Below are 12,975 nucleotides of genomic sequence, written 5' to 3'. Positions count from 1 at the left end.
GCAGGCGTCAGCCTGCCGACCACCCGCCGTCGGCTGCCACGATCGCACCGTTGACGAATGCCGCGGCGTCGGAGGCGAGGAAGACGATCACGTCGGCCATCTGCTCGGGCAGGGCGATGTTCGGGGCCGCCGAGATGATGGGCGTCAGGCGGGCCTGACCTGTCTCGTTGAATCCGCTGATGCTGCTGGTGATTCCGGTCAGCGTGGGGCCCGGCAGGATCGCGTTGCACCGAATGCCATCCGTGGCGTACGACCAGGCGATGTTACGGGTCAGGCCGATCACGCCATGCTTGGATGCGGTGTATGCGGCGCCCGCCGAGCCGCCACGAACCCCAGCGGCCGAGCCGGTGTTGATGATGACGCCACGCTGTTGGCCGAGCATGTGCGGGAGCACGGCGTGGGTGACGATGAAGGTGCCGGTCAGGTTGATCCGGATGACCCGGTCCCATTCGGCGAGCGTGGTGTCGGCGGGCAGCGCCATGCTGTCGATGACGCCGGCGTTGTTGGACAGCACGTCGATGTGGCCGTAGGTATCGAGGGCCGCAGCCACCGCGCGTGCCACGGATTCCTCGTCGGCGATGTCAGCGCCGACGGCAATGGCAGCATCGCCGATCAACTCCGCGGTTTCCCGCGCCGCCTCGCCGTTGATGTCGGTGGCGACGACGCGAGCGCCCGCCTTGGCGAATGCCAGGGCAGTGGCGCGCCCAATGCCCGAGCCCGCTCCGGTGATCAGGGTGACCCGGTCCTCGAATCCTTCTTTCATGCAAGGCCTTTCATGCGCGGTAGGGTCAGCGGCAGGTCGTTGTAGGTGGCGATGCCAGGCGCGGCCGTGACGACGGCCGGGATGGCGTTGATGGCGGGCATCGCGGTCATGATGTGGCCGAGGGTCATGAACTCAGCCATGGTGGTCGCCTGAAAGTCCGGTGGCGGCAGGAAGGCGACCTTCATGGTGACGGTCGGGCGGCCGTCGATGGTGATGGTCCACGCGTCGGCGTCGAGTTGCCAATCGGGATCGAGTGACTGGCCCTTTCGCCAGCGCACCTTGAGTTCGACGACGGTCTTGCCGGCGATCACACCTTGCCAGCTCGCGGCGACGCCCGCCACGCAACCCTTCTCGATGGTCCACGACCCGAGATCCAGATCCGTTGTGGTCTGCGCGTATTCGGCTTCGCACCGGACCTCGTCGAGTTCGACGCCCAACGAGTCGGCGAGCAGTCGCACCGCCTCACCGAAGATCGCGGTGCCCGCGGCGGCCATCGGTGGCAGGTCGGGCGAATCGATCGGCATGCCGAAGCCGCAGGGGATTTCGGTGGCGGGCGAATCGTAGAAGGTGGTGTCGGCGCACTCTGCGATGGTCACCTTGTCGACCCGGTCGCACGCCATCGCGCCGACGATCGCCAGCAGCTCGGCGAATCCGGGGCTGACGCCGGAGCCGAACATCGTCGAGCCCCCGACACGGCAGGCTTCGATGATGCGCTCCCGGTCGCGGCCCAAGTTGTGTCCGGTGATGAAAGATGCCGTCGCAACGACATTGACGCCGGCTTCGAGGATGCGCACGACTTCGTCGACGTCGATCCACATCGGGTTGTACACCACGCAGTCCGGCTTCTGCGCCAGCAGCGCCGCAACATCATTGGTGGCGGCCACCCCGACGGGGTCGATCCCGCACAGCTCGCCGACATCGAGGCCGACCTTGTCCGGTGACCAGGCGTAGCAGCCCACGAGTTCCAGGTCCGGATGTGCGGCAACGGCTTTGACCGAGCTCTTGCCGACATTGCCGGTCGTCCATTGCACGACACGATAGGGCTTCATGCGGGATTCTCCGTGATCGATATGGCCTGACGGGGACATTGGCGGACGGCGTCGACGATCCGGTCGCGGTTTTCCGGTGTCACCTCGTCCTGCAGGACGTGCAGATAGTCCTGGTCGTCGAGGTGGAACACCTCGGGGATGATTCCCTCGCAGACTCCGTTGCTCTCACACAGCCCGAAGTCGACGCTCACCCTGCTCATCGCAGTACCCGTACGGGGACGTTCTGCCAGCCCATGACGTTCTGCATGTGGACGCGTTTGCAGCCGTCCCAATCGATTTCGTAGCGCGGCATGAAATCCAGCAGGGCCTCCAGCGCCACGGCGCTCTCCATGCGCGCCAGCGCCGCCCCCAGACAGCTGTGGATGCCGTACCCGAAACCGAGATTCTGGGCCTCTGTGTGACTGCGGTCGATGTCGAAGGTGTCGGCGTCGGTCCACACGTCGGGATCGCGGTTGGCGGAGCCGCCGAGCAGGAACACCGGAGCGCCCTCGGGAATCGTCGTGCCGTGCAGGTGAACGTCTTTCATGCTGCGACGCACGTTGTACTGCGAGGGCGCCTCGTAGCGCAGCAGCTCCTCGATGGCCGCCGGAATCTTGCTCCGATCGTCCAACAGCTTCTGCCACTGCTCCGGATGGCGGGCGAACAGGTACACCGCGTTGCCGACCAGTTTGGTCACCGTCTCGGCGCCAGCGCCGCCCAACAGCGAAGCGAAGCCGGCGATCTCGTAGTCCTCGAGCTTGGTGACGGTCCCGTCTTCGCGCTCGGTCTCGGCGGCGAGCAGCCGGCTGATCAGGTCGTCACCGGGTGCGTCCTTGCGTTGCCGAGCCAGGTCGAAATAGAAAGCCGCACTGTCGAGGTAGGCCTGGATGCCCTGCTCGGAGGTTTCGACCTGGCCGATCTCGCGGTGCAACGACTCATCGATCCAATAGCGGACCTGTTGGGCATCCTCCTCGGGTACGCCCATCATGTCGGTGATCACCTCGACCGGGAAGGGGCCGGTGAAGTCCTGCACCGCGTCGAATCCGTTGGGGTCGAGCCGGTTCAGGTACTTGTCGATCTTCGTCCGCACCATGTCGCGCTGGGACTGGATGGCGCGTGGCGTGAACACCTTGTTGAGCAGGCTGCGGATGTGCCGGTGCTCGGGCGGGTCCATGAAGATGATCATCCGCATGTTGCCCGGCATTTCGACGCCCGTGCGCACCTGCGCCAGGTCAGCACCGAACGCCGACGAATAGGTCTCGAAGTCGCGGTACGCGGGTGCCACGTCATCGTGGCGCGACAGCGCGTAGAAGTCGTGTTCCTCGCTGTAGTACACCGGAGCTTCCGCCCGCATTCGCCGGTACGTCTCCCACGGCCCGTTGAAGAAGTCCTCGGAGAACGGGTCGAAGACGAGTTTCGTTGCGGTCATGCTGACTTGGTCCCTCCCGTCGGCGCCAGGCCGGTGTCGAAGATGGTGTCGAGAACGCCCAGGCCGGCGCCCAACTCGGCTGCGGTGGCGCGGACTGTTGCGATGTCCTTGCTCAGGAACTCGCCGACGGCCGCGCGGAACGACGCCGCAGAACCCGCCCGCGAGACGCTGTCCAGCGCACGGCTACCGGCGCTCGCGTGCGGCAGAGCGGCCAGCAGCGTCGACTCGGGAACGCCGATCCGCTCTCCGAATTCGACGGCGGCGCTGATCAACCCGATCTGGGCGGCGAACAACGCATTGTTGATCAGCTTGACCCGCTGGCCGGCGCCCGGCGGCCCGACGGGAATGATCGGGTCGCCATAACTGACCAGCACCGGCCGGACCCGCTCGACCGCAGCGTCGGACCCGCCGACGAACAGCGTCAACCGGCCCGCCGCGATGTCGTGCGGACCGCCGCTGACCGCCGCGTCGACGACGGCCACCCCGCGGGCGACGATGGCCTCGGTGGTGTGCGGGCTAACGGTGGTGTGGATGACCACGACGGTGTGCGAGTCCAGGTCTGCGATCAGGGCTTCGGCGACGTCGCGGACCTGCTCATCGGTGAAGACACAGATGACGACCACATCGGCGCCTGCGCAGACGCCGGCCAGATCACCGACCGGCGTCGCGCCCAGCTCGGTGATGGCAGCACCCTTCTCTGGTGAGCGCGCCAGGACGTTCACGTGGTGGCCGGCCGCGACGACGCGGCGAACCATGGCAGCACCCATGCGCCCCGCGCCGACGAAGCCGACCGTGTTCACCGCGTCCGGCCCATCAGACCCAATGCCGCGTCCGCGGATTCGAGCACCGCGCCCGGTGCGGCGCCGGCGGCCTCGGCAAGGTTCGCGATCAGCGTCACGTCTTTCCGCAGCAGATCGGCTGCCACCGATTTGAGGACATCGAGGCTGCCGCCGAACTGCGCGATGCGGCCGAGCGCGAAACTGTTCGCCGACCCCTGGGTGATCACCTCGGAGAGGCTGTCTACCGAGACGCCCAGCGCCGCACCGAGGTCCAGCGTCGACTTCGCTGTCGCGATGTTGGCAGTGAACAGCAGGTTGTTCAGCAGCTTGGTCACCTGGCCGGATCCGATATCGCCCAGGTGGACGATCGGTTCGGCGTAGGTGGCGAACACCGGACGGCAGCGCTCCACGACCTTCGGATCGCCGCCGGCCATGACGAGGAGGCGGCCGGCAGCGGCAGCCGGACCACCGCCGCTGACCGGAGCATCGATCACCGAAATTCCCTTGGCTGCGGCAGTTTCGGCGAGTTCGCGGCAGGTGTCGGGGTGCACGGTGCTGTGGATGGCGACGGTGCCACCCGGCGCCAGTCCGGCGAAGACGCCGTGTTCGCCGTCCAGCACCTGCCGGACGTCGTCGTCTCCGACCACGCACACGCAGACCAAGTCGCTGACGGCAGCCAACTCGGTGGGTGTACCGACGACCTTGGCCGCGGTGTCGGCGAACGGTTCGACGGAGGCCGGACGCCTGGCCCACAACGTCAGCGGATATCCGCCTGCCACGATGCGGCGCGCCATCGGCGCGCCCTGGCTGCCGAGACCGATGAACCCGACTCGCACTAACCGACCTCCAATGTGACTGTGGTGCTGCGCTGGGTGGCCAGACATTCCTCGATGAACGCCAGGACCGTGAGGTGGTAGGCCGCAGCCCCCACCGAGACGCTGATGTTGTGGCCCGCTCCGACCTGGCGGTGGGCCGTCAAACGAGGTGCGGCGGTGAATAATTCGCTGATGGCTGCAACGGCTCCCGGATCCGATTCCCAGACCCGTTCGTGCTCGGCGACAGTGAAGTGCACAGGCACTTGGACTTCGGCGGCCAGCGCCGGGAAATCACTGCGGGGCCAGTCTTGGACCATCGCGGCCTCGTACCGGGCACCGCTGCGCGCATTGGGGGAGTTCGTCAGCGGCGGATAGAGCTCCGCCGGTTGCCAGAGCAGTTCGCGCAGCCCGGGCGGGCGGTGGGTGGCCGACGCCGACTTGAGCATCTCCAGGGCGGCGGCCTGGTAGCGCAGCCCCGTACCGGCCAGCGCGATACCGAAAACACCTGTCAGACCTGCGCATTCGTCGACAGCCATACGCAACGCCAGCTCGCACCCGTTGGAGTGCCCGAGCAGGAACAGGCCGGCCCCGCGATCACGTGAGCCCAGCATTGCGTCTACCGCGCCGTAGGCCAGGGCGACCCGCTGGTCCGGTCGCACAATCGCATCCTGGTAGGCGTCCGATGCCCCGTACCCGGGGCGGTCCAGCGCGACGACGGTGTAGCCGAGCGCCGCCGCGGTGCGCATCAGCGACAGTCGTGGGTGTCCGGGGCAATCGAAATACGCTGCGCTGCTGCCACCGCCGTGCACCGCGACGATGACGGCGCGCGGAGCGTCGGCTTCGGCAATCAGTCCTGACATCATGACGTCGCCGACGCGGACCATCCGGGGCGTGACGGTCATGAGTCGGTCCGCAGGAGAAGCACCCCGCTGGGGGTGAGGCCGCCGCTGCTGACCACCGCCACGCGGGCATCGGTGACCTGCCGCTCGCCGGCCTCGCCGCGCAACTGGGTGATGGCTTCGTGGACCAGACCCATACCGTGGGTGCGGCCATGGGACAGCTGACCGCCGTGGGTGTTCAGGGGCAGCACGCCGTCGCGGGCGATGTTGGTGCCGCCGTCGAGGAAGTCCTTGGCTTCGCCGATACCGCAGAAGCCGAGTGCTTCGATCCAGGACAGGCAGTTGAACGTGAACCCGTCGTAGAGTTCGGCGACATCAACATCCTTGGGCGTCAAGTTGGTTCGCGTCCACAGGTGGGCGGCCTGGCCGAGCACCTGCGGCTCGTGGGTGAGCGTGCTCTGGTCCCACTCGATCGGTTCGAGGATCTGCGTGCCGACCGCTTCGACCCGGATCGGCGGCTTGGCGAGGTCGCGGGCCACGTCGACGGCTGACACGATGACCGCGATCGACGCGTCGCACGGCACGTCGCAGTCGTAGAGCCCGAACGGGGTGGTGATCGGCCGGGCATTCAGGTAGTCGTCCATCGTCATCGGATCGCGGTAGATGGCCGTCGGGTTCAGCGCGGCATTGGCGCGCTGGTTCAACGCAATCCAGCCGAGCGTCTCCCGCGGCGTGCCGTAGCGGTGCATGTGACGCTGTGCGTTCTGCGCCAAGGTGTGGGCGGCGGACGTCCCCCCGAACGGCATCTGCCAACTGGTGGTCCGGGTGCCGCCCATCGGAGCGGCCTTGCCCTGCTTCATGAGTTCGTCATAGGTGGCCTGCCACAGGGTGCGGAAGCACAACACATGGCGAGCCAACCCGCCGGCGACGGCCAGCATGGCAGCGACGACCGAGCCGCCTGGACCGAACGTCTCCGGGCCGCCGTTGTACCAGGTCGGTTTGATGCCAAGGGCGGTTTCCAGCGCGGTCACGCCGCCCTCACCGAATGGTCCGGGGAGACCCGCGCCGGGCCACGTCGACAGCCCGTCGATGTCATCGAGGGTCAGCCCGGCATCGGCGATGGCGTTCTCACACGCGTCGATGGTCAACGCCAGCGGGTCCAGCATCAGCCTGCGCCCCATCTGGGAGGCGCCGATGCCGGTGATGGCCACCTTGTCTTCGAACTTCTCGGTGGTGATCATCGGCCGCACGTGTTTGGCGAAATCCTGCGGTTCGATCGCATCGGTCGGCAGCGGAGCCAGCGCCGGCTGGTCGGCGACCGGACGGAACAGCGGCAGCCAGACGTCTTCGTGCTGCTCGAAGACGACCTCCACCTGCTGGCCGAGTGCCAACTGCTCGGGATCGCAGTCGATGATGTTGGTGGTCAGGCGAACTCGCGGATCTTCGACCAGTGCCACCTGGGCGACCACATAGGGGGCCGGCAGCCCGGGAATGCTGAATCGCTGGTTGAGCGTGAAGCCGATCAACGTCGCGCGACCGGACACCGTGCGGATGCCCATCTTTCGCTCGCGGCAGTAGCGGCAGGCCGGTGCCGGGGGATGGATCAGGGCGTTGCAGTTCTCGCATTCGGTGATGCGCAGCGTGCCGTCCGCCCCTGCGGTCCAATAGAACTCGTTCTCGGGCGTCACCTGTGGCAGCGGTATGCGAGTCAACGGACGATTCCCCATTCTGTTTCGTGGGTGTCGGTGTCGGTGTCGGGCTGTGGTGCGGAGGTCTGGTCGGTCAGTTCCACGATGGCGTGCACCGGGCAGTCCAACAGTGCGCGCGTGACGGCGGGCCGGTCTTCCTCAGGCACACCGCCGTCGCCGACGAGTGTCGCGTATCCCCAGTCGTCGAGGGAGAAGTACGACGCCGCATGTTTGGCGCAGACACCGAACCCGTCGCACATCGTCCGATCAAGGCGGATTCTCATGCCATCATCACCTCCTCCACCTCGTAGGGTCGCAGGGTGATGAAATCGCCGGATTGACATGCTGGGCAACCATTTTCCAGATGACGTGCCACTTCCGCGGGAAATTGGTCCAGCAGGCTGGCCGCGATGTTGGCAGCACCATCCAGCGTCGCGCACGCACCACGCCCGCGCAGCTCCCGTGACCACCGGCGCAGCCGTGTGAGGTCGTCACCCGTCGCGACGCCGTCGCGCAGGCCCCCGGCGGCAGCGGCCATCGCGGCGGTGCCGTTGAAGCATGACCCGCACTGCCCGGCGTTCTCCCGGTCGAAATACGCCAGCACCGCTGCAGCAACAGCCACCGGGCAGTCTCCGTTCAGGATCGAGATGGCGCCGCAGCCCAGACCGCTGCCCAACCTGCGCAGAGCCTCGTGGTCCAGCGTCGCATCCAACACACTGGGGCCCAGCAGGCCGGCGAAGTATCCGCCCATCAAGGCACCCGTTGCCATTTGGGCCGGCACCCCATGCAGTTCGAGGACGTCGGCGAATCTGACGCCGTGCGGCAGCTCATAGAGGGCAGGTGCTCGTCCGGTGCCGGTGACGGTCGCGAGGAATGTGCCCGGCGAGTCCGCGGTGCCGATGGACCTGAACTCCTGGCCACCGTGCGCGTGCAGGTAGGGGAGATTCGCCAGGGTCTCCACATTGCTGACGAGCGTGGGCAGCGTGGCGACACCCTGCTCGAACGGGCGCGGTGGTTTGTCGGTCGGCTTGGCAGGGCCACCGTTGATCGCGCGGACGGCGGCGGTCTCCTCGCCGGCGACATACCCTGGCGCGACAGTCACCACCTCGACGGACGGCGCCGCATTCCGTTGCGCAACAGCCGATTCCACGCTGGCGGCCGCGGCAGGGTCCGAGACATAGACGTACGTCCGCTGGGCGCCGATGATCGTCGCCGCCAGTCGCAACCCGTCCAGCACCAGGTGGGGCCGGTTGCGCAGCAGCCAGCGGTCCTTGATGGACGCCGGCTCACCCTCTTCGCCGTTGGCGACGACGACCGCGCCGCCCCGGCCACGGCTGTTGTCGCGGACCGTGCGCAGTTTGACCGCCATGGGGTAGGCCGCGCCGCCGCGTCCGCGCAGCCCGGATCGTTCTACCTCGTCGAGCAGGCCATCGGGGTCATGGAGATCGCGATAGCCCCCGGCGGCAACGTAATCGTCGTAAGTCTCGCTGCCGACGCGCAGTAGTCGCGGGGTCAGCCCCGGCCAAGCTGCCACCGTTAGGCTGAGCGGCATGCGCACTGCCGTGGTGCGGGTCGATGTCGACCCGGTGGGTGAACTCACGCCTGAGCGGTTAGCGGGCGGCATGACGGCCCTCAAGGAACTCGCTACCGCGGCGGGCGTGGAAGTACTCGATGTGGATCTGGCGGCGATGCCGCCCCGGCGCCGCCAGGTGCAGCTGCTGATCGATGGAAGCGGGCCTGATTCCGGTGTCGCCCTGTGCGCCAAGGCGTTCGGTACCGCACCGCAGCTCGGCGTCGTCACCTACGTCAGCCGCGGTACCGATGACGACGCGCACGGCGTGCTGTCGCGGTTCGGGATCGCCGGTGACGTGGCACGCGAACCCGGCACCGAAGGCTTCGACATCGTCACCGTGACCCTGTCCAAAGTCGACCTGGAACGGATTCCGGAGAGCCGCATCCAGACGGCGCTCGAAGCGTCGCTGAACTGTGAGGTGCACATCCGCACGGTGTGAACTCATCGGCGGAGGAACTCCAGGATCGGCGGCGCGGCCTGCACCCAGGTGTCGAACATGTTGAAGTGCTTGACCTTTCCGGCCGCCCGCGCCTCGTTCGCCCGCTCCCAGGCATCTTCGGGCCACGGCGGGTCGATCAGCTGCGAACCCTTGATGAGGCAGCTGACTTCCAGCGACGTCCGCTTCGGATGGTCGAGGTCGTTCTCACCGCCCCGGATGATCAGGGTCGGCACCGTGATGTTCTCGAACATCTCATCCTCGACCCCCGGGATCGTCTGGCCGGGTTTGGGCACGAACGCGTTCAGCCACCGGAGCATGAGCTTGAGGAACTCGTCACCGTCGTAGGACTGCAGCCGGGAGGCGTTCGCCGGGTTGTCCGCAATCCGGTCGCGCCACTCGTCCACTTGGGCAACGCCTTTCATCCCTGCTCCGCGGACTGCCAGGATGCTCGGCACGATGTAGTACGAGCCGAGCACGAAGGAGCCGTACACGCCGCCGACGATGTTCCACACCACCAGCTTGGTGACGATTTCGGGGTAGAGCATCGCGGTGAGCATCGAGTCCCGGGCGCCACCCGACCCGCCGGCCAGGATGCAGGGGCCGATCCCCAACTTGGAGATCAGGGTGTACAGCGTTTCGGCGCGCATGTGGGATTCGCTCTGGCCGTAGAACTGCACATCGGACTTGCCGCAGTTGGGCCGGTCCCACAGCAGCACCCGGTAGCCGCCCTTGGCCAGTGCCTGCGCGAGCGGCCGGAGTCCTGGAATGTCCTTGCTGAACCGGCCCCCGGGCGTCAAGGCGATGAAATCACCGGTCTTGCCGAGGATTTCATACACGACGTTGCCGCCGTTGATCTCGATGACCTGCTCGCCGCGCTGCAGTCGCGTTGTCTGCGTCGTCATGCCTGCACCAACACGTCGTTGCCGATGACCCGCACCGGGTACGTCCGGATGCTCCACTCGGGCTTGACTGCTGTTGTCCCGGTGGCCAATTCGAAGCCCCACTGATGCCACGGGCAGTAGATGAATTCCAGGTCGCGAACCATCACGGCGTCGCCCGGCACGCTGTCGTCGACGATGGTCCGGCCGCGCGGACGGCCCGAACACAGCGGGCCGCCTTCGTGCGGGCAGTAGTTCGCGATGGCGTAGAACGCGCCGTTGACGTTGTACACGCCGACGCCGTGCCGCCCGATGGGCACCAGTTTGTGGGTACCCGGCGGGATTTCGTCGACGGTGGCGACGACGTGCTCACGCCCCTGCGCCAGCCGGGGCTCCTTGGGCTCGGTCAATTCAGAACACCCGGACCTGTCCCTCGAGCGCCGGCACCGTGGTCGGCAGCCGGTACGTCTCGATGCCGTTACGGAACATCACGGCTTCCCGCGCGTGCTCGGGCAGGTGCTTGACGAGCCAGCGGGGGTCGTCGAACGTCCAGTGCGGGTAGTCGGAGCTGAACAGCAGGATCTTCTCGCACTCCATCCACTCGAAGGCCCGGGTGAGTTCGGTCTTGTCTTCCGGATAGTCCAGCGGCTGGGTGGTGAACTTGATGTGGTCCTTGACGTAGTCGCTGGGCTTGCGCTTGATGTCGAGCCACGGCTTGCGGGCCTCGTAGATCTTGTCCATGCGCCACATGAGCGGAAGGATCCAGGTGAACGCGTGCTCGACGAAAACGATTCGCAACGTGGGGAATCGGTCGAACAGCCCGTCGAAGATCATGCTCATCACCTGGTTCGCCGCGAGCAGCGAGTAGGTGACCATGAAATCGTGGTTGTAGCTGGGCATGCCGACGGGCGGCATGGGGAGTTCCTCGTGGTGACTGCGGGACAGGTGGCAGCTCACCGGCATGTCGGCTTTGGTGGCCGCGGCCCAGATCGGGTCGTACTTCGGATCGCCCCACGCCGGACGCGGTTCGGCCTTGATCAGTATCTGGCCAAGGAAGGGGTGGCCGGCCAGGCGTTCGATCTCCGCGGCGGCGGCGTGCGGTTCTTCGATCGCCACGCAGATCGACCCACGCCAGCGTTCGTGCCAGTTGTTGTGGCTGTCGAGCCAGTGGTTCAGCTGCCACTCGTTGAGCGCCACGTTGAGGGCATGGTTGGCGCCGCCGATGCGCGCCGGGTACGCCGCGGGCTCCAGGATCGCAATGTCGGCGCCCGCCTGCATGATCAGCTGTTGGAAGGCGAGATCGGGATCGCTGCAGGCGAATTCCCCGTCCGGTGGGAAGGCGTCGACCCGCATCGCGAACGTGTGCGCGTAATCGGGGGCGTCGTAGTAGATCTGTTCGCCCACGTTACGGCTGAGGAAGTACTTGGTGCGCCAGGGCTCCGGGATGTACTGGATCAGCTCGCCCCGGCGGGGGGCCGGATGCACATCGGAATCGACACACCGGACTGCGATGCGCTCGGCCGCGGGCTTGCGCTGCGTGACAGTCACACTCATTGCGTTCGTTCCTTCCTCAGACGCCGACCGGCACCGCGATGCCGTACAGGTCGGCGGCATTTCGCCAGCACAGCTTGTCGCGCTGTTCGGCGGTGTACGAGCCGGGCAGCGCGAGATCGTTGAGCTGCCAGTGCGGGTAGCTCGAGCCGTACAGCACCATGTCGTCCTTGCCGGTGAAACCCAGCCATTCGCCGGCGAATTCGGTGTCGCCGGGTCCGTCCAGCGCTCCCTGGACGAAATACACGTGTCCGGGCAGGTAATCGCTGGGCATCTTCGGTGCCCACGGCGTCTGTTCCAGGTGGGGCCTGCCGAAACAGTCCATGCGCCACATGAATGGGGTCAGCAGATCGGCCGCCCCGTCGGCCCAGACGAACTTGAGCTCCGGCATCCGCTCGAACACGCCCTCGGCGATCATGTTCATCAGGTGGTAGAGGTAGTTCAGCGCCATGAAGCCGGCGTACTGCTCGTAGGTGTTCGGGACGCCCGACGGCGTCGGTGCGGAGACGATGCCCGCCCCTACCTCGATGTGGGCGGCCACCGGCAGCTTCGCCTCGATCGCGGCTTCCCACAGCGGCCAGAACTGCGGCTTGCCGAACAGTTCCCGCGACTGCAGCGGGATGCCGAGCTGTACCACCCGCGGGTGGTCCTTGTACTTGTCGATCTCGCGCAGCGCGCCGGGGATGTCGTCGGGGTTGATGCGAATGGTGCCGCGGAATCGTTCGCCGAATTCGGGATGCTCCAGCCAGCGCGACACCAGCATCTCGTTGTGCGCGGCGGCCAGGGCGCTGCCGAGGTGCCGGTCGGGCATGATGCCGCGTGACATCGGGTGCAGCACAGCGATATCGACACCGCGGTGCTCGAAGAGGTGGCGGGCGACGACGTCCGGATCCGAGCCGGGGTACTGGCCGTCGGGTCCCTCGGTGCCCGGGGCGTACTCGCCTCCGGGTGCGCCGTACCAGTCCATTTCATAGTCGGGGAAGCCCCGGCTCCTGAAGGGTTCGCGCAGCACGTCGCGCAGGTCCCGGTTCGATCCGAAGAAGATGTGCACGCTGGCATCGATGACGGGGGTACGGGTCCCGTCGCCGTGTTCGATCACAAGGGCGTCCTTCCGAGCTCTCGACCCAGTGTAAATCTTAATTACCTCAAAAGAGAATGCTATTCTCACTTTCGCGACCGAATTTAGCCGTAGG

General features: G+C 66.7%; 15 protein-coding genes. 1 reads left to right on the top strand and 14 read right to left on the bottom strand.

The window, feature by feature from the left end:
• Positions 1 to 7 precede the first annotated feature (7 nt).
• From AC1U2B_RS08140 to AC1U2B_RS08095, 10 genes are read right to left on the bottom strand one after another with little or no spacing between them, the layout of a single operon-like run.
• Entirely contained in the window at positions 8 to 763 is a 756-nt protein-coding gene (locus AC1U2B_RS08140) for an SDR family NAD(P)-dependent oxidoreductase (protein WP_480216386.1), read from the bottom strand.
• Positions 760 to 1,812 carry an NAD(P)H-dependent amine dehydrogenase family protein gene (locus AC1U2B_RS08135; RefSeq protein ID WP_480216385.1) on the bottom strand — a complete coding sequence of 351 codons (1,053 nt, stop codon included), beginning with the start codon at positions 1,810 to 1,812 and terminating at the stop codon, positions 760 to 762. The genes AC1U2B_RS08140 and AC1U2B_RS08135 overlap by 4 nt, the downstream gene beginning before the upstream one ends.
• Positions 1,809 to 2,012 (bottom strand): ferredoxin, encoded by a 204-nt coding sequence (locus AC1U2B_RS08130; protein ID WP_043985384.1) that lies wholly within the window; start codon positions 2,010 to 2,012, stop codon positions 1,809 to 1,811. Before AC1U2B_RS08130 ends, AC1U2B_RS08135 begins: the two co-directional genes overlap by 4 nt.
• Positions 2,009 to 3,220, bottom strand: coding sequence for a cytochrome P450 (locus tag AC1U2B_RS08125; protein WP_043985383.1), 1,212 nt, complete (start codon positions 3,218 to 3,220; stop codon positions 2,009 to 2,011). The genes AC1U2B_RS08130 and AC1U2B_RS08125 overlap by 4 nt, the downstream gene beginning before the upstream one ends.
• On the bottom strand, positions 3,217 to 4,020 hold the full coding sequence (locus tag AC1U2B_RS08120) for an NAD(P)-dependent oxidoreductase (protein ID WP_480216384.1): 804 nt from the start codon (positions 4,018 to 4,020) through the stop codon (positions 3,217 to 3,219). The genes AC1U2B_RS08125 and AC1U2B_RS08120 overlap by 4 nt, the downstream gene beginning before the upstream one ends.
• Positions 4,017 to 4,835, bottom strand: a complete 819-nt coding sequence (locus AC1U2B_RS08115; RefSeq protein ID WP_480216383.1) for an NAD(P)-dependent oxidoreductase — start codon at positions 4,833 to 4,835, stop codon at positions 4,017 to 4,019. The genes AC1U2B_RS08120 and AC1U2B_RS08115 overlap by 4 nt, the downstream gene beginning before the upstream one ends.
• Entirely contained in the window at positions 4,835 to 5,716 is an 882-nt protein-coding gene (locus tag AC1U2B_RS08110) for an alpha/beta hydrolase (protein WP_480216382.1), read from the bottom strand. The genes AC1U2B_RS08115 and AC1U2B_RS08110 overlap by 1 nt, the downstream gene beginning before the upstream one ends.
• On the bottom strand, positions 5,713 to 7,380 hold the full coding sequence (locus tag AC1U2B_RS08105; protein ID WP_480216381.1) for a thiolase C-terminal domain-containing protein: 1,668 nt from the start codon (positions 7,378 to 7,380) through the stop codon (positions 5,713 to 5,715). Before AC1U2B_RS08105 ends, AC1U2B_RS08110 begins: the two co-directional genes overlap by 4 nt.
• On the bottom strand, positions 7,362 to 7,625 hold the full coding sequence (locus AC1U2B_RS08100; RefSeq protein WP_480216380.1) for a ferredoxin: 264 nt from the start codon (positions 7,623 to 7,625) through the stop codon (positions 7,362 to 7,364). The genes AC1U2B_RS08105 and AC1U2B_RS08100 overlap by 19 nt, the downstream gene beginning before the upstream one ends.
• Positions 7,622 to 8,899: an NADH-ubiquinone oxidoreductase-F iron-sulfur binding region domain-containing protein gene (locus tag AC1U2B_RS08095; protein ID WP_480216605.1), complete on the bottom strand. Its 1,278-nt coding sequence runs from the start codon at positions 8,897 to 8,899 to the stop codon at positions 7,622 to 7,624. Before AC1U2B_RS08095 ends, AC1U2B_RS08100 begins: the two co-directional genes overlap by 4 nt.
• Between AC1U2B_RS08095 and AC1U2B_RS08090 the strand changes: the two genes are divergently transcribed.
• The gene (locus AC1U2B_RS08090) at positions 8,892 to 9,353 is read left to right on the top strand and encodes a hypothetical protein (protein ID WP_480216379.1); all 462 of its coding nucleotides are present in this window, start codon (positions 8,892 to 8,894) and stop codon (positions 9,351 to 9,353) included. The two genes, AC1U2B_RS08095 and AC1U2B_RS08090, sit on opposite strands and share 8 nt — an antisense overlap.
• A 2-nt stretch (positions 9,354 to 9,355) precedes the next feature.
• Here the strand turns inward: AC1U2B_RS08090 and AC1U2B_RS08085 are convergent, their stop codons facing one another.
• Genes AC1U2B_RS08085 through AC1U2B_RS08070 form a run of 4 tightly spaced genes read right to left on the bottom strand, consistent with a single transcriptional unit; the run spans position 9,356 to position 12,881 of the window.
• The gene (locus tag AC1U2B_RS08085; RefSeq protein WP_480216378.1) at positions 9,356 to 10,255 is read right to left on the bottom strand and encodes an alpha/beta fold hydrolase; all 900 of its coding nucleotides are present in this window, start codon (positions 10,253 to 10,255) and stop codon (positions 9,356 to 9,358) included.
• Positions 10,252 to 10,641, bottom strand: a complete 390-nt coding sequence (locus AC1U2B_RS08080; RefSeq protein ID WP_480216377.1) for a Rieske (2Fe-2S) protein — start codon at positions 10,639 to 10,641, stop codon at positions 10,252 to 10,254. The genes AC1U2B_RS08085 and AC1U2B_RS08080 overlap by 4 nt, the downstream gene beginning before the upstream one ends.
• Before the next feature lies 1 nt (position 10,642).
• Positions 10,643 to 11,785 (bottom strand): amidohydrolase family protein, encoded by a 1,143-nt coding sequence (locus AC1U2B_RS08075; RefSeq protein WP_043394950.1) that lies wholly within the window; start codon positions 11,783 to 11,785, stop codon positions 10,643 to 10,645.
• A 16-nt stretch (positions 11,786 to 11,801) separates the two neighbouring features.
• Positions 11,802 to 12,881 (bottom strand): amidohydrolase family protein, encoded by a 1,080-nt coding sequence (locus AC1U2B_RS08070; protein WP_480216376.1) that lies wholly within the window; start codon positions 12,879 to 12,881, stop codon positions 11,802 to 11,804.
• Positions 12,882 to 12,975 lie beyond the last annotated feature (94 nt).

The sequence above is a fragment of the Mycolicibacterium sp. P4_G11 genome, assembly GCF_056555145.1.
This window is presented reverse-complemented; position numbering and strand designations above follow the sequence as displayed.